Source organism: Nonomuraea sp. NPDC049421 (assembly GCF_040677005.1).
In the GTDB taxonomy this organism is placed as follows: Bacteria; Actinomycetota; Actinomycetes; order Streptosporangiales; family Streptosporangiaceae; genus Nonomuraea; species Nonomuraea salmonea.
The window spans coordinates 293,095-314,598 of sequence record NZ_JBFAQA010000009.1; the positions used below are offsets into that span (position 1 = coordinate 293,095).

At 70.3% G+C, this 21,504-nt stretch carries 22 protein-coding genes; 13 read left to right on the forward strand and 9 right to left on the reverse strand.

The genetic code is table 11. The annotated features are described in order from the left end of the window. Positions 1-61: 61 nt before the first annotated feature. From AB0K18_RS18405 to AB0K18_RS18435, 7 genes are all read right to left on the reverse strand, one after another. Positions 62-238, reverse strand: coding sequence for a hypothetical protein (locus tag AB0K18_RS18405; protein WP_364915326.1), 177 nt, complete (start codon positions 236-238; stop codon positions 62-64). A 252-nt stretch (positions 239-490) separates the two neighbouring features. Further along, the gene (locus tag AB0K18_RS18410; RefSeq protein WP_364915328.1) at positions 491-1,393 is read right to left on the reverse strand and encodes a hypothetical protein; all 903 of its coding nucleotides are present in this window, start codon (positions 1,391-1,393) and stop codon (positions 491-493) included. A gap of 31 nt (positions 1,394-1,424) precedes the next feature. Continuing rightward, the gene (locus AB0K18_RS18415) at positions 1,425-1,937 is read right to left on the reverse strand and encodes a methylated-DNA--[protein]-cysteine S-methyltransferase (RefSeq protein ID WP_364915330.1); all 513 of its coding nucleotides are present in this window, start codon (positions 1,935-1,937) and stop codon (positions 1,425-1,427) included. After that, positions 1,934-3,430, reverse strand: coding sequence for an AlkA N-terminal domain-containing protein (locus AB0K18_RS18420; RefSeq protein WP_364915332.1), 1,497 nt, complete (start codon positions 3,428-3,430; stop codon positions 1,934-1,936). Before AB0K18_RS18420 ends, AB0K18_RS18415 begins: the two co-directional genes overlap by 4 nt. 150 nt (positions 3,431-3,580) lie before the next feature. After that, positions 3,581-4,522: an NYN domain-containing protein gene (locus AB0K18_RS18425; RefSeq protein WP_355411227.1), complete on the reverse strand. Its 942-nt coding sequence runs from the start codon at positions 4,520-4,522 to the stop codon at positions 3,581-3,583. Between the two features lie 107 nt (positions 4,523-4,629). Next, the gene (locus AB0K18_RS18430) at positions 4,630-4,839 is read right to left on the reverse strand and encodes an acyl-CoA carboxylase subunit epsilon (protein ID WP_364915335.1); all 210 of its coding nucleotides are present in this window, start codon (positions 4,837-4,839) and stop codon (positions 4,630-4,632) included. Next, a complete protein-coding gene (locus AB0K18_RS18435; RefSeq protein ID WP_364915337.1) occupies positions 4,836-6,422 on the reverse strand; it encodes an acyl-CoA carboxylase subunit beta in 1,587 nt (528 codons plus the stop codon). The genes AB0K18_RS18430 and AB0K18_RS18435 overlap by 4 nt, the downstream gene beginning before the upstream one ends. Positions 6,423-6,458: 36 nt before the next feature. Between AB0K18_RS18435 and AB0K18_RS18440 the strand changes: the two genes are divergently transcribed. From AB0K18_RS18440 to AB0K18_RS18450, 3 genes are all read left to right on the forward strand, one after another. Beyond that, positions 6,459-7,313 (forward strand): ABC transporter ATP-binding protein, encoded by an 855-nt coding sequence (locus AB0K18_RS18440; protein WP_364915339.1) that lies wholly within the window; start codon positions 6,459-6,461, stop codon positions 7,311-7,313. Continuing rightward, positions 7,310-8,866, forward strand: a complete 1,557-nt coding sequence (locus AB0K18_RS18445; RefSeq protein WP_364915341.1) for a hypothetical protein — start codon at positions 7,310-7,312, stop codon at positions 8,864-8,866. Before AB0K18_RS18440 ends, AB0K18_RS18445 begins: the two co-directional genes overlap by 4 nt. Positions 8,867-8,934: 68 nt before the next feature. After that, on the forward strand, positions 8,935-11,556 hold the full coding sequence (locus AB0K18_RS18450) for a phosphoenolpyruvate carboxylase (protein WP_364915343.1): 2,622 nt from the start codon (positions 8,935-8,937) through the stop codon (positions 11,554-11,556). A 68-nt stretch (positions 11,557-11,624) separates the two neighbouring features. Here the strand turns inward: AB0K18_RS18450 and fdhD are convergent, their stop codons facing one another. Then, the gene (gene fdhD, locus AB0K18_RS18455) at positions 11,625-12,488 is read right to left on the reverse strand and encodes a formate dehydrogenase accessory sulfurtransferase FdhD (protein ID WP_364915345.1); all 864 of its coding nucleotides are present in this window, start codon (positions 12,486-12,488) and stop codon (positions 11,625-11,627) included. Positions 12,489-12,520: 32 nt separating this feature from the next. Between fdhD and AB0K18_RS18460 the strand changes: the two genes are divergently transcribed. The 8 genes from AB0K18_RS18460 (at position 12,521) to AB0K18_RS18495 (ending at position 18,819) form a co-directional block, all read left to right on the forward strand. Further along, entirely contained in the window at positions 12,521-13,342 is an 822-nt protein-coding gene (locus AB0K18_RS18460; RefSeq protein ID WP_364915346.1) for a biotin--[acetyl-CoA-carboxylase] ligase, read from the forward strand. Positions 13,343-13,401: 59 nt separating this feature from the next. Next, the gene (locus AB0K18_RS18465) at positions 13,402-13,914 is read left to right on the forward strand and encodes a PH domain-containing protein (protein WP_364915348.1); all 513 of its coding nucleotides are present in this window, start codon (positions 13,402-13,404) and stop codon (positions 13,912-13,914) included. Positions 13,915-14,006: 92 nt separating this feature from the next. Then, positions 14,007-15,092: an S-(hydroxymethyl)mycothiol dehydrogenase gene (locus AB0K18_RS18470; RefSeq protein ID WP_364915350.1), complete on the forward strand. Its 1,086-nt coding sequence runs from the start codon at positions 14,007-14,009 to the stop codon at positions 15,090-15,092. Further along, the gene (locus AB0K18_RS18475; RefSeq protein WP_364915352.1) at positions 15,092-15,712 is read left to right on the forward strand and encodes an MBL fold metallo-hydrolase; all 621 of its coding nucleotides are present in this window, start codon (positions 15,092-15,094) and stop codon (positions 15,710-15,712) included. The genes AB0K18_RS18470 and AB0K18_RS18475 overlap by 1 nt, the downstream gene beginning before the upstream one ends. 142 nt (positions 15,713-15,854) lie before the next feature. Beyond that, entirely contained in the window at positions 15,855-16,031 is a 177-nt protein-coding gene (locus tag AB0K18_RS18480) for a (2Fe-2S)-binding protein (RefSeq protein ID WP_345396402.1), read from the forward strand. 24 nt (positions 16,032-16,055) lie between these two features. Continuing rightward, positions 16,056-16,541 carry a bacterioferritin gene (gene bfr, locus AB0K18_RS18485; RefSeq protein ID WP_355411250.1) on the forward strand — a complete coding sequence of 162 codons (486 nt, stop codon included), beginning with the start codon at positions 16,056-16,058 and terminating at the stop codon, positions 16,539-16,541. A gap of 328 nt (positions 16,542-16,869) precedes the next feature. Further along, a complete protein-coding gene (locus AB0K18_RS18490) occupies positions 16,870-17,538 on the forward strand; it encodes a response regulator transcription factor (RefSeq protein ID WP_012888073.1) in 669 nt (222 codons plus the stop codon). Between the two features lie 3 nt (positions 17,539-17,541). Next, entirely contained in the window at positions 17,542-18,819 is a 1,278-nt protein-coding gene (locus AB0K18_RS18495) for an ATP-binding protein (protein ID WP_355411254.1), read from the forward strand. On the opposite strand, the gene AB0K18_RS18500 is transcribed toward AB0K18_RS18495, so the two are convergent. Further along, complete coding sequence (locus AB0K18_RS18500; RefSeq protein ID WP_345396408.1) at positions 18,803-19,285, reverse strand: GtrA family protein; 483 nt, start codon at positions 19,283-19,285, stop codon at positions 18,803-18,805. The genes AB0K18_RS18495 and AB0K18_RS18500 overlap by 17 nt on opposite strands. A 304-nt stretch (positions 19,286-19,589) precedes the next feature. Here AB0K18_RS18500 and AB0K18_RS18505 point away from each other — a divergent pair, with 304 nt between their 5' ends. Together AB0K18_RS18505 and purE are read left to right on the forward strand one after the other, a co-directional pair. Further along, a complete protein-coding gene (locus AB0K18_RS18505) occupies positions 19,590-20,738 on the forward strand; it encodes a 5-(carboxyamino)imidazole ribonucleotide synthase (RefSeq protein WP_364915355.1) in 1,149 nt (382 codons plus the stop codon). A 155-nt stretch (positions 20,739-20,893) separates the two neighbouring features. Then, on the forward strand, positions 20,894-21,370 hold the full coding sequence (gene purE / locus AB0K18_RS18510; protein WP_345409543.1) for a 5-(carboxyamino)imidazole ribonucleotide mutase: 477 nt from the start codon (positions 20,894-20,896) through the stop codon (positions 21,368-21,370). The last annotated feature ends 134 nt before the right edge of the window (positions 21,371-21,504 follow it).

Sequence of the window (21,504 nt, forward strand, 5' to 3'; positions counted from 1 at the left end):
CGCACGACGCCTGGCACCGAGTAACGCCGGGGTCTGACGACCGACGCCGCAGGACTGAGACCTACGCCGCGCCCTCCCTGACCTCCTCGAAGAGTTCCTCGACACTGCTGACCGTGAGCGCTCCGCCGACCCAATCGCTGAGGACGCGGTGGTCGGTGCAGGAGCGAATGCGTTCCTCAGCCTCGGGCGAGACGGCGAGACCTCGCTCGTTGAGCACCCAGATAAGGACTCTGACCATGCCCCTTGCTTCGGCTAGAGCAGCGCCCAATTCAATGTATCGGCGGACGTATGGGACTTCCATAAGTTGTTCGAAAGTTACCGGCATGCGAAATTCCTTCAGTAGGGGGTGTCGCATGTTGGCAGCCTGAATTCTGGCATCGTCTGTCGGCTGCGCCCGGCTGATGCCGGAAGTGTGGCTTATCAACATGCCGTGGCTGGACCTCCGGGCCGGGGCGCACGGTATGGTGCGGTGCGGCCCGGAGGGTTGAGATCAGTCGAAGAGCTCGTCCACGTTGTGGACCTTGAGTACTTTGCTGAGCCAGTCGTCGAGGACGTCGTGGTCGGTGCAGGAGCGGATGCGTTCCTCGTCCTCGGGGGAGATGGCGACGCCCCGCAGGTGGAGCATCGTGATGATGGATTTGGCTTCGCCCCTGGCCTCGCCCCTGGCCTCGCCTCTGGCTTCGCCCTTAGCCTCGCCGAATTCCACCCACTGCCGCACGAATGGGTGTTCCATAGCGTCTTCGATGGTTACGGCCATGCCAGCCTCCTCGGCGAGTCGGGCGATGTCGAAGTTGGGTACCAGCATGAGTACCAGCTCAGCATAACTTGGCTGGTCCGGTGGGCGCTTGAGTGCGGCCCTGACGAAAGTTCTCAGGACCTCCATACCCTCTGGTGTGTCGGGATCGCCGTACACGATGGTCGAGAGGGCGGTGAGCTCGGGGTGATTGATCGCTTGGTCGAGGTCGGTGATCTTAGGGACTTTTGAGGGGTCTACGACGATGGGTTTCAGGATCCACCCTGGGTGGCCCATGTCGATGGGGCGGGCGCAGTCCAGGGCGGTTGCGGGGTTCTCGCAGAAGACGAGGAGGGTTACCGGACATTTCCGGATTGCCCGTAGCGTTGATATGTATACCGGCCAGGACCACTTCTTGCCTTTGTCCGGTTGGCGTTGCACTTCCAGGACGATTGCGTGGACCGGCTTGCCCTTGCGTTTGAAGACGACGACCGTGTCGGCCCGGTATTCCGTGGGCCGACGGTCGGTGAAGTCGCATGTGCCCAGCTCGGCTGCGTCGAAGGCAGGTGTGGGAATGCCTGCCTTGGCCATCAGGGTGGCAACCAGAGAAGGATCGTTGCGTACTAATTCGAGGAGGTACTCATGTTCGATTGTCACCATGCGGAGCACGTTACCGAAAGCTACTCGCCCTTTACGTAGGGTTGACGATACCTCCACGTTCGTGGGCGAGCAGCCATTCTTTTACCGGTACGCCGTAGTAATAGCCGCCATATCCACCACCGCTGGGCAATACCCGGTGGCAGGGGACGAAGGGGGCGATGAGGTTTTGGGCGCAGGCCGAGCCGGCGGCTCTCGCGGCCGTCTTCGGGAGGCCGGCCCGCTCGGCCAGTTCCGCGTACGAGACGGTCGTTCCCGCCTTGACCTCGCGGAGCGCCGCGTGCAGGCGGCGGCGGGTGGGGGAGCCGGGCTGCGAGACCGGTACGGCGTCCAGCGCGTCCAGGTCACCCGCGAGGTACGCCCGGGCCGCCTCGGCGGCGGCGCCCAGGTCGTCCACGATCTCCAGGCCCTCCGCCTGCAGGGCGGGCGTGAGCCGGGCGAACATCTCCTTCGGCTCGGCGGTGAAACCGGCCGCGACCAGCACGCCCTCGCGGGCGAGCAGCGCCAGCGGGCCCACCGGCGACGGTACGAGCTGAGCAGCGATCATGATGAACTCCAGAGGTGCAGGGCGGCGTACGCCCGCCACGGGCGCCACCGCTCGATGTGGTCGTTCGGAATCCCCAGGGCGGCCATGCGCTTGACCAGCACCAGGTCGCCCGTGGGCCAGGCGTCGGGGTCGCGCAGGGCGCGCAGGGCGATGTAGCCGGCCGTCCACGGCCCGATGCCGCGGACCTCCAGCAGCGCCGCCACCGCCTCGGCGGGGTCCTGCCCGCCGTCCAGGTCGAGCTGCCCGTCGGTGAGGCGGGCGGCCAGGTCTTTGAGCGTGTCGACGCGGCGGTTGGTCATGCCGAGGCCGCTCAGGTCGGTGTCGAGGAGTTGATCGGGGGTGGGGAAGAGGCCACCGGGCGCGGCCGCTCCGGCCACGATCCGGCCGAGCAGCGTACGCGCCCCGGCCACCGAGATCTGCTGGCCCACGACCGCCCGTACGGCCAGCTCGAACCCGTCGAACGTGCCCGGCACCCGCAGTCCAGGCCGGGCCGCGACGAGCGGGCCGAGTGAGGTGTGGCGGAGGACGTCCGAGATGGCCTCGGGGTCGGCGTCGAGGTCGAGCAGGCGGCGGCAGCGGGCGACGATCCTCGCGAGCTGCCTGGTGTCCTCGACGGCCACGTCCAGCGCGATGTGGTCGGGGCGCGGGGTGAGGGTGATCGTCCCGCCCTGGACTGATCTGCGGTACGAGGTCCGGTCCGCCACCTCCAGCCCCGGTATGGCACGGGAGGCGAGGAACGAGAAGACGCCGTCCACGTCGTACGGCTCCCGCCGGTGCAACCGCAGCCGAAGCGTCACCGCCCCGGCAGCACTGTCCGATCTGTCCGCAGGATGCGCCACGTTCAAGACCGAGTCCGCCGCGCTTCCGGGTGAAGCCGCGTCCACGGCCGGAACGGACGCGTGGGCGAGGAGGGCGGCGCGGGGGCCGGCGGTGGCGCGCAGCTCGCTCGGTGTGAAGCCGTACGTCTCGCGCATCGTCGCGTTGAACTGCCGCACGCTGCCGAACCCCGCCGCGAACGCCACCTCCGTCACCGGCAGCGCCGTCTCCGTCAGGAGCTGCTTGGCGAGCAGGAGCCGTTTGGTCCGTGCGACCGCCAGCGGCCCGACGCCCAGCTCGGCGACGAAGAGCCGGTGCAGGTGGCGTTCCGTGATGTGCAGCCGCCTGGCCAGCCCCGCCACGCCCTGCTCGTCGGCGGCGCCGTCGTCGATGAGCCGCAGGGCCCGGCCGACGAGGTCGCCGCGCAGGTCCCAGCCGGGGTCGCCGGGCGACAGCTCGGGCCGGCAGCGCTTGCACGGCCGGAACCCGGCCGCCTCGGCCGAGGCCGCGTGCCGGTAGAAGCGGACGTTCCGCGACGCCGGCGTACGGGCGGGGCAGATCGGACGGCAGTAGATGCGCGTGGTCGTCACCGCCGTGTAGAAACGGCCGTCGAACCGGGGGTCCCTGGCGGAGACGGCCCGGTAGCAGGAGTCGAAGTCGAGCTCTTGTAGGGCCATGTCTCCGACGGTATGCGCTCCCCAGGGGTGACGACTGGCGGAAATCGGACCATGCCGTGACACCCCAGGTGGCGGCCTCGGAGCTTCTCGCCGGAGGGCCTCGTACAGCCGGAATGGAGGGCCTTCTCAGGGAAGGCCCCGGAACCCCCGCTATTTGGACGAGACGCCCACCCCCAGGTCGAACTCGCGGTACACCCGCGCCCAGAACCCGTCACGCAGCCACACCCGCGCCTCCGGGTAGGGCCGCAGCGAGTGGCCGAGCTCCTTCTCCGCCTCGATCAGCAGCTCGGTGTCGATCACGGTGGGCAGGATCGGCCCGGGGAGCAGGTCGCGGATGTTGTCGCGGCCCCGGGTCAGGATCCATTTCTGGGCGACGTGCTCGCCCACGTCCTCCACGCGCGGCCGGCTCGGCCCCAGTTTGGCGACCTGGCCGGGTTTGGCGTGCGGTTTGACGGGGGCGCGCCCGGCGAAGACCTGCGCGGGCGAGGGCGCGGCGGCGGGTGGGGTGACGGGGACGGGCTGGGGAGCACGGCTGAAAAAGGGCCTCAGAAAATCTGCGCTGATCACTTCGACGGTGTCGGACTCCCACACCAGGCGTTCCGCCTGGTTGGTGCCGTAAGGCGGTTCTACGCCCCACAGGTGGATGCGCACGCCGTACGCCTGCGCCGCCTCGACCGCCGGGACCATGTCCTCATCGCCCGCCAGCAGGATGGTGTCGGTGACCGCGTGATGCCTGGCCAGTGCCTCCAGATCGCTCCGGATCTGCGCGTCGACGCCTTTCTGCTGGCCACGGGCGTTCAGGTTGCCGAGGCGCACCTTGACCCACGGAAGCTGGGCGATCACACGCTGGTCGACGGTCGGCACGCGATCACGGGCGGCGTCATACCAATAGATCCGCAGAAGTTCGCCAGAAATACGTGCTTCTGCATGTTTCTGTAGACTCTGGATGAGCTCATCGGCGGCCACCCGATATTCCTTGCGCTCCTTCGCACCGAGCAGCACTTCACCTGCCGCCGCGTACAGATAACCGACATCCACTAGGACGGCGTACTTGGCTGCCACAGGATGCGGCATGAGGTCTGGGATGGCCATGTCGTCCTCCAGGCCGCGGTGTTAGTTGATCGGCTGACTATATACGCCTACTTTCTCTAGATAGTCCCAACTCCCGGGGAACTTGACACCCGATTCGCAGGATCTATCTAGGGTAGTGCGCTCATCCGCCATGCCGACTTCCCTGGGACGACAGGCTTACGCATAGCTCTGGCGGGGTTTCGCCAGGTTTGGCGACGCGAAACTGGAGCACTCTCCGTTTCGGTCGCCGGACGGCGCCGCGCCGCCAGCGCGGTGACCAACGCGGCGATCTCCTCGGGCGTGGCGTCGCCCCGGACAATACGCAGATGTGGCGTCACAGCGGGATGTTCCCATGCTTCTTGGGCGGGAGTGTGGCCCGCTTGTTCCGCAGCGCGCGCAGCGCCCTGACGACCTGCGGCCTGGTGTCGGACGGCCGGATCACCGCGTCCACATAGCCCCGTTCGGCCGCGATGTACGGGTTGGCCAGCGTGTCCTCGTACGCGGTGACGAGCTCGGCCCGGCGCGCGTCGGGATCGTCGGAGGCGGCCAGCTCGCGCCGGTAGAGGATGTTGACCGCGCCCTGTGCCCCCATGACCGCGATCTGCGCGGTGGGCCAGGCCAGATTGACGTCCGCGCCGAGGTGTTTGGACCCCATGACGTCGTACGCGCCGCCGTACGCCTTGCGGGTGATCACGGTGATGAGCGGGACCGTGGCCTCGGCGTACGCGTAGAGGAGCTTGGCGCCGTGGCGGATGATTCCGTTCCATTCCTGATCAGTGCCGGGCAGGAAACCCGGTACGTCAACAAAAGTCAAGATAGGAATATTGAAGGCATCACATGTTCGAATAAATCGGGCGGCCTTCTCCGATGCCTTGATATCTAGGCATCCGGCGAAATGCATGGGCTGGTTGGCCACCACGCCCACCGGCTGCCCGTCCACCCGGCCGTACCCGACCACGATGTTCGGCGCGAACTGCGCGTGGACCTCCAGGAACTCGCCGTCGTCCAGCACGAGCTCGATCACCCGGTGCATGTCGTACGGCTGGTTCGCCGAGTCGGGGATCAGCGCGTCCAGCTCGGGATCGGGGTCGAGGTCGTCGGCCGCCTCGTACGCGGGCGCCTCGTCGAGGTTGTTGGACGGCAGGTACGACAGCAGCGCCTTGACGTAGTCGAGCGCGTCCTGCTCGTCGGTGGCCTGGTAGTGGGCCACGCCCGACTTCGTGTTGTGCGCGTGCGCGCCGCCCAGCTCCTCGAACGTCACCTCCTCACCGGTCACCGTCTTGATCACGTCGGGACCCGTGATGAACATGTGCGAGGTCTGGTCCACCATCACCACGAAGTCGGTGACCGCGGGGGAGTAGACGTGGCCGCCGGCCGCGGCGCCCATGATGAGCGAGATCTGCGGGATCACGCCGGAGGCGTGCACGTTGCGCTTGAAGATCTCGGCGTACAGGCCGAGCGCGACCACGCCCTCCTGGATGCGGGCGCCGCCGCCCTCGTTGATGCCGATGATCGGGCAGCCGGTCTTGAGCGCCAGGTCGAGCACCTTGACGATCTTCTCGCCGTACACCTCGCCGAGCGAGCCGCCGAACACCGTCACGTCCTGCGAGAACACGCACACCTGCCGGCCGTCGATCGTGCCGTGGCCGGTGATCACGCCGTCGCCGTACGGCCGCCGCCTGTCCAGCCCGAACATGGTCGAGCGGTGCCTGGCGAACGTGTCGAACTCCACGAACGAGCCCTCGTCGAGCAGCGCCAGCACCCGTTCTCTGGCCGTCATCTTGCCCTTGGCGTGCTGTTTCTCCACCGCCGCCGCGGACCCCGCGTGCACGGCCTCGTCAAGCCGAAGCTCCAGGTCGGCGATCTTCCCTGCGGTGGTGTGGATGTCCGGCTCTTCCGGCATCGGCTCGGCAGTGGTCATGCGCGCAAGGCTAGCCCCTCCTCCTAGAGTGGTTCCATGACGGACGCCGTACGCACGCACGCCCTGTTCAAGCGCTACGGGCAGCAGATCGCCGTCGCCGGCGTCGATCTGGTGGTCCCCGCGGGAAGCTTCGCCGGGCTCGTCGGGCCCAACGGAGCCGGCAAGACGACCACGCTCAGCATGATCACCGGCCTGCTGCGTCCCGACGGCGGCGTCGCCGAGATCGCCGGCCACTCCGTCTGGCACGACCCGGTCGCGGTCAAGGCCCGCATCGGCGTGCTGCCGGAGGGGCTGCGGCTGTTCGAGCGGTTGTCGGGCCGCGAGCTGCTGATCTACAACGGCCGCCTGCGGGGTATCCCCAGAGCCGACGTCGAGGAGCGAGCGAACGAGCTGCTCGCCGTGATGGACCTCACCGCCAGCGCCGACAAGCTGGTCGTCGACTACTCCACCGGCATGCGCAAGAAGATCGGCCTGGCCGCCGCGCTGCTGCACAACCCGTCGGTGCTCTTCCTCGACGAGCCGTTCGAGGGCGTCGACCCGGTCAGCGCCAACACGCTCACCGAGGTGCTGCGCCGCTACACCGCCTCAGGCTCCACCGTCATCTTCTCCAGCCACGTGATGGACCTGGTCGAGCGGCTGTGCGACTGGGTGTCGGTGATGAGCGCGGGCCAGATCGTGGCGCAGGGCCCGTTAACGGACGTACGCGGTGCGCGCAGCCTCAACGAGGCGTTCCTCGACCTGGTCGGCGGCGCGCCGGGCGGCGGCGAAGCGGGCCTCACCTGGCTCGGCTCCCAGCCCGGCCGAACGCCGGGCCAAGCGCCCGGCCAAGCCTCAGGCCAAGCCCCAGGCCAAGCCCCAGGCCAAGCCCCCACGCAGGGGCCCGCGTCATGAGCACGGTCGCGCTCTTCGCGCAGCTCAAGCTGCGCCTGCTGGCCGGCAACCTACGCGGCGACCTGCAACGCAAGATCGGCTTCCTGTTCACCCTCGTCGTGGCGGCCGGCTTGGCCGTGCTCGGCTTCTTCCTCATGAGCCTGCTGCGGCTGGCACCGCCCGACGTCGCCGCCTCACTCGTCACCCTCGCCTTCGCCGCCCTGCTGCTGGGCTGGATGATCGTGCCGCTGCTGGCGTTCGGCCTGGACGACACGCTCGACCCGGCCAAGCTGGCGCTCCTGCCGCTCGGCACGCGCAGGCTGGCGATCGGCATGTTCACCGCGTCCGTCACCGGCGTCTGGCCGGTCGCGCTGCTCGTCATCACGCTCGGCGCGCTCGTCGGCCTGGCTTCCGGGCCGGGCGGCTGGCTGATCGGGCTGCTCGCGGTGCTGGTGCAGTTCGCGCTCTGCGTGGTGGCCTCCCGGCTGATCACCACGGCGCTGTCCAGCGCGCTGCGCACCCGGCGCGGACGTGACGTGCTGGCCGTGGCCGCGCTGCTCGTCGTCCTGCTCGCGCAGCTGCCCAACCTGCTCGTCAACCGCGGCTTCGGCGACCCCGTCGCGCTGCTGCACGGCCTGGCCGGCGTGCTGCGCTGGACGCCGCCCGGCATGCTGGCCCACGCGATCACCGACGGCGGGCTGCTCGGGCTCGGCGAGGTGGCGCTGGTCGCGCTGGTCGCCGTGGTGCTGGCGGTGCTGTGGATCAAGGCGCTCAGCCGGGCCCTGGTCACGCCCGACGTCTCCACGCAGGCGGCCTCCGTCCGCAGGGAGAGCGGCCTGGCCGACCGGTTCCTGCCCGACGGCCCGCTGGCCGCCGTGGTGACCAAGGAGCTGAAGTACATCAGGCGCGAGCCGCGCTACCGCATCGGCTGGTTCAGCGCCATCGTGGTCACCGTCATCCTGGCGTTCTCGTTGACCAACCAGGGCGGCGGCTCCGGCACGCCGATCGGGCTGACCGCGCTCGGCGCGGGGATGATCGCTCTGCAGGCCGTCAACGCGTTCGGCATCGACGGCCGCTCCCTGTGGATGAACGCCGTCGCGTTCGGCACCGAGCGCGGCCTGGCCGCCGACCTCGCGGGCCGCCACCTCGCCAACGCGCTCATCGCCGTGCCGCTGCTGACCGTGATCGCCGTGGGCTCCTCCCTGTACGTCGGCCACCCCGAGGCCATCCTGCCCGCCGCGCTCGCCGGGTGGGGCGTGCTCGGCGTCGGGCTCGGGGTGGGCTCGGTGAGCAGCGTCGTGCTGCCGTACACGGTGCCCGACCGGATGAACGCCTTCACCGGCGCCGCCCCCGGCCAGGGCGGGCAGGCGTTCGCCTCGGCGGCGGGCGCCATGGTCGCCATCGCGGTGCTCGTGCTGCCGTTCGCGGTGCCGCTCGCGTTCGGGCTCACCTGGATCACCGTGCTCGCGCCCTTCTACGGGCTGTTGCTGGAGACGCTCGGGCGGCGGCTGGCCGCCAGGGTCGGCTTCCGTCGTACGCCGGAGCTGCTCGCGGCGGTGTCGAAACCCACCTGACCAGTGGTCTAGTCCAATACCTGAGACCGGTCTACGGCTGTGAAATCCGACTCGCTACCCTTCGAAACATGATTGACCAGGGGCTCGAGCGTCGCAGTGCGGCCGTAACCGAGATGCCGGACGAGCTACGCCACGATGTGCGCATGCTCGGCAAACTGCTCGGCCAGGTGCTCGCCGAGCAGGGCGGCGAAGACCTGCTGGCCGATGTCGAACGCTTGCGCAAAGCCGTCATCTCGGCGCGCAAGGGTGAGATCTCGGCCGACGTGATCACCGAGATGGTCGCCGGATGGGAGATCGAGCGGGCCGTGGCCGTGGCCCGCGCGTTCACCTGCTACTTCCACCTGGCCAACCTGGCCGAGGAGCACTACCGCATCCGTACGCTGCGGGAGCGCGACGCCGAGGGCCGGGTGCAGCGCGAATCGCTCGCGCAGGCCGTACAGGAGCTGGGGCACGAACGGGTCGGCGAGCTGCTGGAGGGGCTTGAGCTGCATCCCGTGCTCACCGCCCACCCCACGGAGGCCCGCAGGCGGGCCGTCGTCACCGCGATCCAGCGCATCAGCGGCCAGCTCACCGAGTACAACGCGCCGGGACGCGGCGCCTCCGAGCGCGCCGAGAACAAGCGGCGCATGCTGGAGGAGATCGACCTGCTGTGGCGTACGGCCCAGCTCCGCTCCACCAAGCTCGACCCGCTCGACGAGGTGCGCACCGCCATGGCCGCCTTCGACGAGACGCTGTTCCGTACGGTGCCGCAGGTCTACCGCTCGCTCGACGCGGCGCTCGACGAGCACACCGGCACCCGCCCGCCGCAGGCCAGGCCCTTCATCAGGTACGGCAGCTGGATCGGCGGCGACCGCGACGGCAACCCCAACGTGACCGCGAAGGTCACCCGCGAGACCGTGCAGATCCACTCCGAGCACGTGCTGACGGCGCTGGAGACCGCCTGCAGCCGCATCGCCCGCACGCTGACCGCCTCCGCCCAGTTCGCGCCGCCCTCGGCGGAGCTGCGCACCCGGCTCGCGGCGACGGTGGACGCCCACCCCGACGTGGTGTCGGAGCTGGCGACCCGCTCGCCGCGCGAGCCGCACCGGCAGTGGCTGCTGTTCGTGGCCGCCCGCATCGCCGCCACCCACCGCCGCGACCTCGACCTCGCCTACCGCTCGCCCGACGAGCTGCTCGCCGACCTGCGGCTGGCCCAGGAGTCGCTGGCCGCCTCCGCGCCGCGCCAGGCGTACGGGGAGCTGCAGCACCTCATCTGGCAGGTGGAGACGTTCGGCTTCCACCTGGCCGAGCTGGAGGTGCGCCAGCACTCCCAGGTGCACGCGGCGGCCCTGGAGGAGCTGCGTACGGGCGCGGAGCCGTCGGAGCGCACCGAGGAGGTGCTCGCCACGATCCGGGTGATCGGCTGGATCCAGGAGCGCTTCGGCGTCAAGGCGTGCTCCCGCTACGTGGTCTCCTTCACCCGCACGGCCGACGACATCGCCGCCGTCCACGAGCTGGCCCGCCACGCGCTCGGCGACCGCGCGCCGGTGCTCGACGTGGTGCCGCTGTTCGAGTCGGGCGAGGACCTCGCCAACTCGGCCCGCGTGCTGACCGGCATGCTGGACATCCCGCAGGTGCGGCAGCGGCTCGCCGACACCGGCCGGCGCATGGAGATCATGCTCGGCTACTCCGACTCGGCCAAGGAGCTCGGCCCCGCCGCCGCCACGCTGCGGCTGTACGAGGCGCAGGAGGCGCTGACCGCCTGGGCCGCCGAGCACGACGTCAAGCTGCGCATGTTCCACGGCAGGGGCGGCGCGCTCGGCCGCGGCGGCGGCCCGGCCAACCGCGCGGTGCTGGCCCAGGCGCCCGGCTCGGTCGCGGGCCGGTTCAAGGTCACCGAGCAGGGCGAGGTCATCTTCGCCCGTTACGGCCACATCGCCATCGCCCGCCGCCACCTGGAGCAGGTGGCCAACGCGGTGCTCATGGCCTCGTCGCCCACCGTGAGCGAGCGCACGGCCGCCGCCGCCGAGCGCTTCCGCGGGCTGGCCGAGCAGGTGGCGACCGCCTCCGAGCAGGCGTATCGGGCGCTGACCGAGGCGCCCGGCTTCCCCGAGTGGTTCGGCCTGGTCAGCCCGCTGGAGGAGATCGGCACGCTGCGGCTCGGCTCCCGCCCGGCGCGGCGCGGGCTCGGCGCGCCCCGCTCGCTGGACGACCTGCGGGCCATCCCGTGGGTGTTCGCCTGGGCGCAGACCAGGGTCAACCTGCCCGGCTGGTACGGCCTCGGCACCGGCCTCGCCTCCGTCGGCTCCGTCGACGAGCTGCGGGCGGCGTACCAGGAGTGGCCGCTGTTCAACGCGCTGCTGGACAACGCCGAGATGTCGCTGGCCAAGACCGACCGCTCGATCGCCAAGCGCTACCTCGCGCTGGGCGGGCGGGAGGACTTCAGCAGGCAGGTCCTGGAGGAGTACGACCGCACCCGCGAGCTGGTGCTGCGCGTCACCGGGCACACCCGGCTGCTGGAGAACCGCAAGGTGCTCAGCAGGGCCGTGCAGCTGCGCGACCCGTACGTGGACGCGCTGTCGCACCTGCAGCTCAGGGCCCTGCGCGCGCTGCGCACCGGCAACCCGTCGGAGCAGGAGCGCGACCGGCTGTCCACGCTGCTGCTGCTGTCGGTCAACGGGGTCGCGGCCGGCCTGCAGAACACCGGCTGACCGTCAGGTGAGCCCGTGCCGGAAACGGCACGGGCTCACGCCTGGACGCGTCGGGAGCCTCTACGCGCTCACGCCTGGACGCGCTCGGCGCCCGCGTACACGTTGCAGCGCTCGCCGCGCAGAAAGCCCACCAGCGTCAGGCCGAACTCCCTGGCCAGCTCCACCGCCAGCGAAGACGGCGCCGACACCGCGCACACCACGGGCACGCCGGCCGCCAGCGCCTTCTGCATGATCTCGTAACTGGCCCGGCCGCTCACCATGAGCACGTGCTCGGCCAGCGGCAGCCGCCCGTTGAGCGCCGCCCAGCCGGTCAGCTTGTCGACGGCGTTGTGCCGGCCGACGTCCTCGCGTACCGCCACCGGCGTCCCGTCGGCCGCGAACAGGCCCGCCGCGTGCAGGCCGCCCGTCTTGCCGAACACGCCCTGGGCCCGGCGCAGCGCGTCGGGCAGCGCGTACAGCAGGTCGGGGGAGAGCTCAAGCCGGCCGCGCGGCACCGGGCGGCAGCGGTCGCGCAGCGCGTCGAGGCTGGCGGAGCCGCACACGCCGCACGCGCTGGAGGTGAGGAAGTGCCGGTCGAGCGCGGGCAGCTCGGGGATGGGGCCGTTCAGGCGCACCGTCACCGTGTTGTAGCGCGCCTCGGGCGGCAGGTCCTCGTCGGTGCAGTACGCGATCGCCGCGATGTCACCTGGCCCCGCCAGCCCCTCGCCGTGCAGGAACCCGGCCGCCAGCTCGAAGTCGTGGCCCGGCGTGCGCATGGTGATGGCGACCGTCCTGCGGGCGCCGTCGGGCGCGGTGAGCCGGATCTCCAGCGGCTCCTCCGTCGCCAGGTCGTCGCGCCGGTCGCGCCCCGACGCGCCGGACAGCTCCCTGACGCGGACGCGGGTGATCGGCCCCGGCCGCGACCGCGCGACCTCACCGGTAGGCATGCTCATCCCTCCGTCCTACCCCCTGCGAAGATAGGGGGATGCCCGACTCACGCTACTCCGACCTGGAGCGCCCGCCCCTGTCCGAGGCGGCGCTCAACCGCGCCCTGGTCCGCCCCGGCTCACTGTGGACCGCGCTCACCGTCGTCGACAGCACCGGCTCCACCAACGCCGACCTGGCCGCGGCGGCCCGCGACGGCGCGCCGGAGGGCACGGTGCTGGTCGCCGAGTCGCAGCAGGCGGGCCGCGGCCGGCTGGGCCGCGTTTGGTCGGCGCCGCCGCGCTCGGGGCTGATGTTCTCGATCCTGCTCAGGCCCACGGTGCCGGTGGCCGCCCAGGGCTGGCTGTCCCTCCTGTACGGCGTCGCCGCCGCCTCAGCCGTCCGCCGCCTGGGCGAGGTCGACGTCCGGCTGAAATGGCCCAACGACCTGCTGATCGGCGAGCGCAAGCTGGCCGGGGTGCTGGCCGAGCGGGCCGACGACGCCGTGATCATCGGCATGGGCCTGAACGTCTCGCTCCGCGAGGACGAGCTGCCCGTCGAGACCGCCACGTCCTTGGCCGTCGAGAAGGCCGCCTGCGCCGACCGCGACCCGCTGCTGCGGGCCGTGCTGCGCGAGGTCGAGAGCCACTACCGCGAATGGACGCAGGTCGGCGGCGACGCCGAGGCGTCCGGGCTGCGCTCGGCCTACCTGGCCTCCAACGCCACCATCGGCCGCAGGGTCAGGGTCGAGCTGCCCGGCGACCGCACGCTCACCGGCCTCGCGACCGGCGTCGACCTGGCCGGTCACCTGCTGGTGGAGGCGGGCGGCGAGCGCCACACGCTGAGCGCCGGCGACGTCGTGCACGTCAGACCGGCGGGGTGATCAGCCCGGTTCGTCCGGTGGCATGGCAGGCCGGTGGCGTTGGTGGCACGATACGGGCCATGACCATTCCCGACCACCATCTGACGCAGGGTGAGCGGCGCGTCCGGTCCTTCCACCCCCACTGGAAGCGGCTCGTCGTCCCCTTCATCGCGCTGGTCCTCATCGCCGCCGCGTCCGGCGCCGCGATCTACTTCATCCCGGGCGACTTCGAGTACGCCTCCTACGCCAGGATCGCGGTGGCCGTCATCGGGCTCATCCTGCTGACGATCTGGTCGTTCGTGCCGTACCTGCAGTGGAAGAACACCGGCTACGTGCTCACCACCCACCGCTTCACGATCAGCACGGGCGTGCTCAACAAGTCGACCGACGAGATCCCGATCGCCAAGGTCAACACGGTGAGCTCCGACCAGACCTTTCCCGAGCGGCTGCTCGGCTGCGGCACGCTGACGGTCGAGTCGGCGGGCGAGCGCGGCGAGATCGTGCTGCGCGACATCCCGAGGATCCAGGACGTCCGCACCGACCTGTTCCGCCTCGTGGAGGACGCCTCCGACGGCGAGATCGACGGCCGCTGACCGCGCGCCGCCGGTCCGTGTGAGAAGTGGTCCCGGCGTGGTCCAGCCCTATGTCTTGCGGGAGATCATCCTCCTGACACAAGATGGCTGGCATGCCGTACGAAGTGCAGGGCGTCGTCGCCCGGGGCAAGGGCCAGGAAGTTTCGCTCGAGACGGTGCTCGTGCCGGACCCAGGTCCGGGCGAGGCGGTGGTGAATGTGCAGGCCTGCGGCGTGTGCCACACCGACCTGCACTATCGGGAAGGCGGGATCAGCGACGACTACCCGTTCCTGCTCGGCCATGAGGCGGCGGGCGTCGTCGAGGCGGTCGGCCCCGGCGTCACCGAGGTCGAGCCGGGCGACTTCGTCATCCTCAACTGGCGCGCGGTGTGCGGCCAGTGCCGGGCCTGCCTGCGCGGCCGCCCGTGGTACTGCTTCAACACCCACAACGCCGCCCAGAAGATGACGCTCAAGGACGGCACTGAGCTGTCGCCGGCGCTCGGCATCGGGGCGTTCCTGGAGAAGACGCTCGTTGCGGCCGGCCAGTGCACGAAGGTCTCGTCCGAGGCGCCCGCGCAGGTCGCGGGCCTGCTGGGGTGCGGCGTGATGGCCGGGCTCGGCGCGGCGATCAACACCGGCGGCGTCACCCGCGGCGACAGCGTGGCCGTCATCGGCTGCGGCGGCGTCGGCGACGCGGCCATCCTCGGCGCCTCGCTGGCCGGCGCGAACCGGATCATCGCCGTCGACGTGGACGACCGTAAGCTGGAGTGGGCTCGCCAGTTCGGCGCCACCCACACGGTCAACTCCCGCGCTAGCGACCCGGTCGAGGCCATCAGGGAGCTGACCGGCGGCAACGGCGCGGACGTGGTGATCGAGGCGGTGGGCAGGCCCGAGACGTACGAGCAGGCGTTCTACGCCCGCGACCTGGCCGGCACGGTCGTGCTGGTCGGCGTGCCGACCCCCGAGATGCGCCTCGACCTGCCGCTGCTCGACGTGTTCGGCCGCGGCGGCGCGCTGAAGTCCTCCTGGTACGGCGACTGCCTGCCCTCGCGCGACTTCCCGATGCTCATCGACCTGTTCCTGCAGAACCGCCTGCCGCTCGACAAGTTCGTCTCCGAGACGATCGCGATCGACCAGGTCGAGGAGGCGTTCGCGAAGATGCACAGGGGCGAGGTGCTGCGTTCGGTGGTGGTCTTCTGATGATCGACCGGATCATCACGTCGGGCACGTTCTCGCTGGACGGCGGCACGTGGGACGTCGACAACAACGTCTGGCTGGTCGGCGACGCCCGCGAGGTCGTGGTCATCGACGCCGCCCACGACGCCGCGGTGATCGCCGAGCGGGTGGGCGGGCGCGCGGTGCGGGCCATCGTCTGCACCCACGCGCACAACGACCACATCAACGCTGCGCGCGACCTGGCCGAACGCACGGGCGCGCCGATCCGGCTGCACCCGGCCGACCAGGTGCTGTGGGAGCAGGTCTACGGGCCCGAGGTGGTGTACGAGCCGCTGGACGACGGCGACAAGCTGACCGTGGGCGGCATCGCGCTGCAGGTGCTGCACACGCCGGGGCACGCGCCTGGCGCGGTCTGCCTGTACGCGCCCGACCTGGGCGCCTTGTTCAGCGGCGACACGCTGTTCAAGGGCGGCCCGGGGGCGACCGGCCGGTCCTACAGCTCGTTCGAGACCATCATCGACTCGATCAAGGAGCGGCTGCTGACGCTGCCGCCCGAGACGGTCGTGCACACCGGCCACGGCGACTCCACCTCGATCGGCGCGGAGGCCCCGCACCTGGAGGAGTGGATCGCCCGCGGCCACTGATCGGCGGCAGGCCCTTCACCTGCGGGGATAGACGACTGTGACCGACCCAACGTAGGCATGCCTAACCTCAGTGGGCTATCTTAGGTGTGCCTTACCTAAGGCTGTCCCCCGGTTGTTCCCTGTGTGAAAGGCCTGCCCCCGCATGTACGTGTGCATCTGTCGTGCCGTGACCGAGAACGAGGTGCACGACTGCATCGCAGAAGGGGCGACCAGCGCCAAGCAGATCCGCGACACCACTGGTGCCGGTGGTGACTGTGCCCGTTGTGTACGGAAGATCTGTGCGATCCTGAAAAGGTCTCAAGAACTGACGACCGCATGACCGGATAGCGATGAGGGGCCCGTTATGCAGGGCGACAAGCAGATCATCGAGTTGCTCAACGAACAGCTGACCGCGGAGCTGACCGCGATCAACCAATACTTCCTGCACGCCAAGATGCAGGAGAACTGGGGTTACACCAAGCTCGCCAAACACACCCGCGACGAGTCCTTCGAGGAGATGCGCCACGCCGAACGCCTCACCGACCGCATCCTCTTCCTAGAGGGCCTGCCCAACTACCAGCGCCTCGGCACGCTGCACATCGGCCAGACCGTTCCCGAGCAGCTCCAGGCCGACCTGGAGGTGGAGCTGGCGGTGGTGCAGCGCCTGCGGCCGGCGATCCAGCTGATGCGCGAGAAGGGCGACATCACCTCGGCCAACATCTTCGAGGACATCCTCAGGGACGAGGAAGAGCACATCGACTACCTGGAGACCGAGCTGGAGCTCATCCAGAGCCTGGGCGAGCAGCTCTACCTGGCCAGGTACACCGAGCCGCGGTCGTACGACGACTGACCCGCCCGGCCCCTCGGGGCGCGCCGCATCCCCTCAGCCGCGCGCCCCGGCGTCCGGCGCGCTATCTGGGCGCGATATCCGGAAATCGCCGGGCATTTCCGCTAGATCGAAAATCCGAGTGTTATGGGAGAAACGCCGAACCCCACGGGGTTGCGGCGTTCACGAGCGGGCATGACCACCCGATGACTCCCGCCCCACGGGCCCCGGTGTTTTAATCACCACCTACCGTATTTTAGCTGTGTTTGCCCAGGTCAATGGATAGGTCAACGACGAGTCAAACCGCGCGCTGTGCCCGGGAAACGATCGCCTAAGGTCCTACGATCGCTTTATGACCTGCGTTCTTCTCGCCGAGGATGACACCTCGATTTCCGAGCCGCTCGCGCGCGCCCTGCGCCGCGAGGGCTATCAGGTCGAGGTGAGTCCCGATGGCCCTCAAGCGCTTGAGAGGGCCCTTTCGGGCGGCATCGACCTCATTGTTCTCGACCTTGGCCTACCGGAGATGGACGGCCTCGAGGTCGCCCGCCGGATCCGCGCCGAAGGCCACGGCACTCCGGTCCTGATACTCACGGCACGTGTCGACGAGGTCGACACCGTCGTCGGCCTCGACGCCGGCGCCGACGACTACGTGACGAAACCGTTCCGCCTCGCCGAGCTGCTCGCCAGAGTGCGGGCGCTGCTGCGGCGCGGCACGTCCGAGACCCCGGTCGTCCAGGGGGTGCGCATCGACGCCGACTCGCGCCGCGCCTGGATGGGGGACAAGGAGCTGCACCTGACCACGAAGGAGTTCGACCTGCTGCGGGTGCTCGTCCGCGACGCCGGCAAGGTCGTCACCCGCGAGCAGATCATGCGCGAGGTGTGGGACACCAACTGGTGGGGCTCCACCAAGACGCTCGACATGCACATCTCCTGGCTGCGTCGCAAGCTGGGCGACGACGCCGCCAAGCCGCGTTACATCACCACGGTCCGGGGGGTCGGCTTCAGGTTCGAGCGCGAGTAGGAGATGCGCCGCCGACTGCTCTCCTCCACTCTGCTCGTCGCGGTCATCGCGGTCCTGCTGCTGGGGGTCCCCCTGGGCGTCGTCGTCAGCCGTCTGATCGTCGATGAGGCGGCTCAGGAGCTCGGGGCTGAGGCCAAGCGTCTCGTGGGAGAGGTGGAGTACGCCCGCGTCCAGGAGGCGCCGCTCGACCCCCAGCAACTGGAACAGAAATACCCGGGCAGATTCATTCAGATCTGGGAACGCGGAACCCCCCTGAGGGTGACCGTCGTCGGCGACCCCCCGCCGTCGGGTCACCTCATGACCGAGGACGCCCAGACCAACACCGGTGTCTACGTACGCATCAGCCGCGACCGCGACCAGGTCGAGCAGGACGTACGGGCTCGCCTGCTGCTCATCGTGGCCCTCGCCGGAGCCGCGCTGGCGGTGGCCGTCAGCCTGGCCGTCGTGCAGTCGCGGCGGCTCACGCTGCCCTTGCAGGACCTGGCGAAGATCGCCGACCGGCTGGGCTCAGGAGACGCGCGGCCGAGCAAGCACCGCTACGGCATCCCCGAGCTCGACCGCGTGGCGCAGGTGCTCGACCGCAGCGCCACCCGCATCTCCGACCTGCTCACCCGCGAGCGCGAGTTCGCCACCGACGCCTCCCACCAGCTCCGCACCCCCTTGACGGGGCTGACGATGCGTCTAGAGGAGATCGTGGCCTCATCCGACGAGCCCGAGGTGGTCCGCGAGGAGGGCGAGGCGGCGATCGTGCAGGCCGAGCGGCTCACCGCGGTCATCGACGAGCTGCTGGCCGCGGCCCGCCGCCAGCGCCACGCCCAGGCCGAGCCGGTGGCCGTGGACGAGGTGCTGGTGCAGCAGATGACCGAGTGGGAGCCGGTGTTCAAGGACGCGGGCCGCGTGCTGCAGCTCGAAGGCACGCGCGGGCTCAAGGCGATGGCCACCACGGGCGGCTTCGGCCAGGTCATCGCCTCGCTGCTGGAGAACTCCCTGCGGCACGGCGGCGGCGCCGTCACCGTCACCACCACCTGCGGCGACAACTACGTGGTGATCGAGGTGGCGGACGAGGGCCCCGGCATCGCCGACGACATCGCCCCCAAGATCTTCGACAGGAACGTCAGCGGCGGCGGAGGCACCGGCCTCGGCCTGACGCTGGCCCGCGCGCTGGCCGCCGCCGACGGCGGCCGGCTGGAACTGGTGCGGCGCAGGCCCGCGACGTTCGCCATCTTTTTGCGGCCGGCCGACGACGACGGCCGCAACAGGGTGGTCAGCGGTCCTGCCTGACGCCGCCCTCAGGCAGCTCCACCGGGATCGGCTCGGTGGCCTCCAGGAACACCCACTTCTTGTACGACCAGTAGCGGAACAACGTGCCGAGCCCGACGCCCACGATGTTGGCGATGTTGAAGCTGAGCGTGTCGTGCAGGCCGAGCGTGTAGGTGGTGAAGCCGATCGTCAGCATGCCGAACAGCAGGGCGATGCCGTTGAGCAGGAAGAACAGGAAGTATTCGCGGCCCAGCCCACTCTGCTCGCGGTGGCGGAAGGTCCAGAAGCGGTTGCCCAGGTAAGCGAAGGTCGTGGAGATCGTCGTCGCCACGACCTTGGAGGTCAGCGGGCCCAGGCCGACCACGACGTTGAAGAGGTTGAGCAGGCTCGTGTCGAGGACGAACGCGACCGCCCCGATGCTGCCGAACTTGGCCAGCTCGTGCACGAGGGACGCGAACCGCTCGTAGAGCCGCTTGGCGAATGTCACGTCTCTGCTCGGTCCTTCCTTGTCGAGCTGACCCACTCAGCGTACCGGCCACGATGAGGGCCGGACGTCAGGCGTACGAACATACCCCGCAAAGAAGGTCTGTAGAAATATCGCGCTATGTGCGGCATACCCGTTAAAGAGGCATTACGCTGCCATGCAGTTCGAGGGCACGCGAATCGCTGGGCGGTCGTGCCTGCGAGGCAACCCGGAACGGCCGTCCAGCCCCCTGACGAGTGCGGACGTTGGCCCGGAAGGTCCAGGGCCGGGCGGGGTAAGTGGTTGCGTCCCGGTAAGCTCGCCTGACGTGAGTGCCATCAGCCCCATCGGACCGGTCGTCGGCATCGTCGGCGCGGGCCAGCTCGCCAGGATGTCGCAGCCGCCCGCCATCGCGCTCGGTGTCGAGCTGCGGGTGCTGGCCAACGCTCCTGAGGAGAGCGCGGCCCGGGTCGTCGTCGACACGCGCATCGGAGACTATCGCGATCTTGAGGTGCTCCGGGCGTTCGCGCAGGGCTGCGACGTCGTCACGTTCGACCACGAGCACGTCCCCACCGAGCACATCAAGGCCCTGATCGCCGACGGCCACACCGTGCGGCCCGGCGCAGAAGCCCTCGTGCACGCCCAGGACAAGGCGGTCATGCGCGAGCGGCTCAGCGCGATCGGCGTGCCCTGCCCCGCCTGGCGGCGGGTCCCGTCCGCCGCCGACGCCACCGCCTTCGCCGAGTCCCACGGCTGGCCGGTCGTGCTCAAGGCCGTGCGCGGCGGCTACGACGGGCGCGGCGTGTGGGTGTGCCGCACGCCCGAGGAGGTCGCCGAGGCGTTCGCGACCGGCGTCGAGCTGATGGCCGAGGCGTTCGTCCCGTTCGAGCGTGAGGTGTCCGTGCTGGTCGCCCGCTCGCCCCACGGGCAGGGCGTCAGCTACCCCGTCGTCGAGACCGTGCAGCAGGACGGCATCTGCGTCGAGGTCATCGCGCCCGCCCCCGACCTCGACCCCGAGACGGCCGCGCGGGCCCAGCACATCGGCCTGCAGATCGCCCACGAGCTGGGCGTGACCGGGCTGCTGGCCGTCGAGATGTTCCAGACGGCGCGCGGCTTCGTGGTCAACGAGCTGGCCATGCGCCCCCACAACAGCGGCCACTGGACGATCGAGGGCGCCACCACCTCGCAGTTCGAGCAGCACCTGCGGGCCGTGCTCGACCTGCCGCTCGGCTCGCCCCGCATGACCGCGCAGGTCGTCGTCATGGCCAACCTGCTCGGCGGCGACGACCCCGACCTGTTCAAGCGCTACGAGCACGTGCTCGCCCACGATCCCGGCATCAAGCTGCACTTCTACGGCAAGGAGGTGCGGCCGGGCCGCAAGATCGGCCACGTCACCGCGCTGGGCTCCAACCTCGACGAAGTACGCGCCCGCGCCCGCCACGCCGCCGTCTACCTCATGACCGGGGAGTACACATGAGCACGGGTCCCGCCACGGGCTCCAGCACGGGCCCCGCTACGGGCCCCGCTACGGGCCCCGCTACGGGCCCCGCTACGGGCCCCGCTACGGGCCCCGCTACGGGCCCCGCTACGGGCCCCGCTACGGGCCGCGCTACAGGCACTGTCGGCATCGTCATGGGCAGTGACTCGGACTGGCCGGTCATGAAGGCCGCCGCCGAGGCGGTCGCCGAGTTCGGCGTGCCGTTCGAGGCCGACGTGGTCTCGGCGCACCGCATGCCGGTCGAGATGATCGACTACGGCCGCCAGGCCGCGTCCCGGGGCGTCAAGGTGATCATCGCCGGCGCCGGCGGGGCCGCCCACCTGCCCGGCATGCTGGCCTCCGTCACGCCGCTGCCCGTCATCGGGGTGCCGGTGCCGCTCAAATACCTCGACGGCATGGACTCCCTGCTGTCCATCGTCCAGATGCCCGCGGGGGTGCCCGTCGCCACCGTCGCCGTCGGCGGCGCGCGCAACGCCGGCCTCCTCGCCGTCCGCATCCTGGCCGCCTCGGATGAGGGGTTGCGGGCGCGGATGGAGGAGTTCCAGGTGCGGTTGAAGGAGCAGGCGTACGCGAAGGGCGAACGCCTGCGCGCCGAGGCCGCCGACCTCTGACCCCTCTGATCCCTCCGGCCCGCCCCCGGCCCGCACCTCGCGCGCCGTCCTGCGCATGACCCCGGCCACGCCGCCGGTCGCGTCCGCGCGCGCCGCGCCGGCCCGCACCGCGCGCGCCGTCCCGCGCACGACCC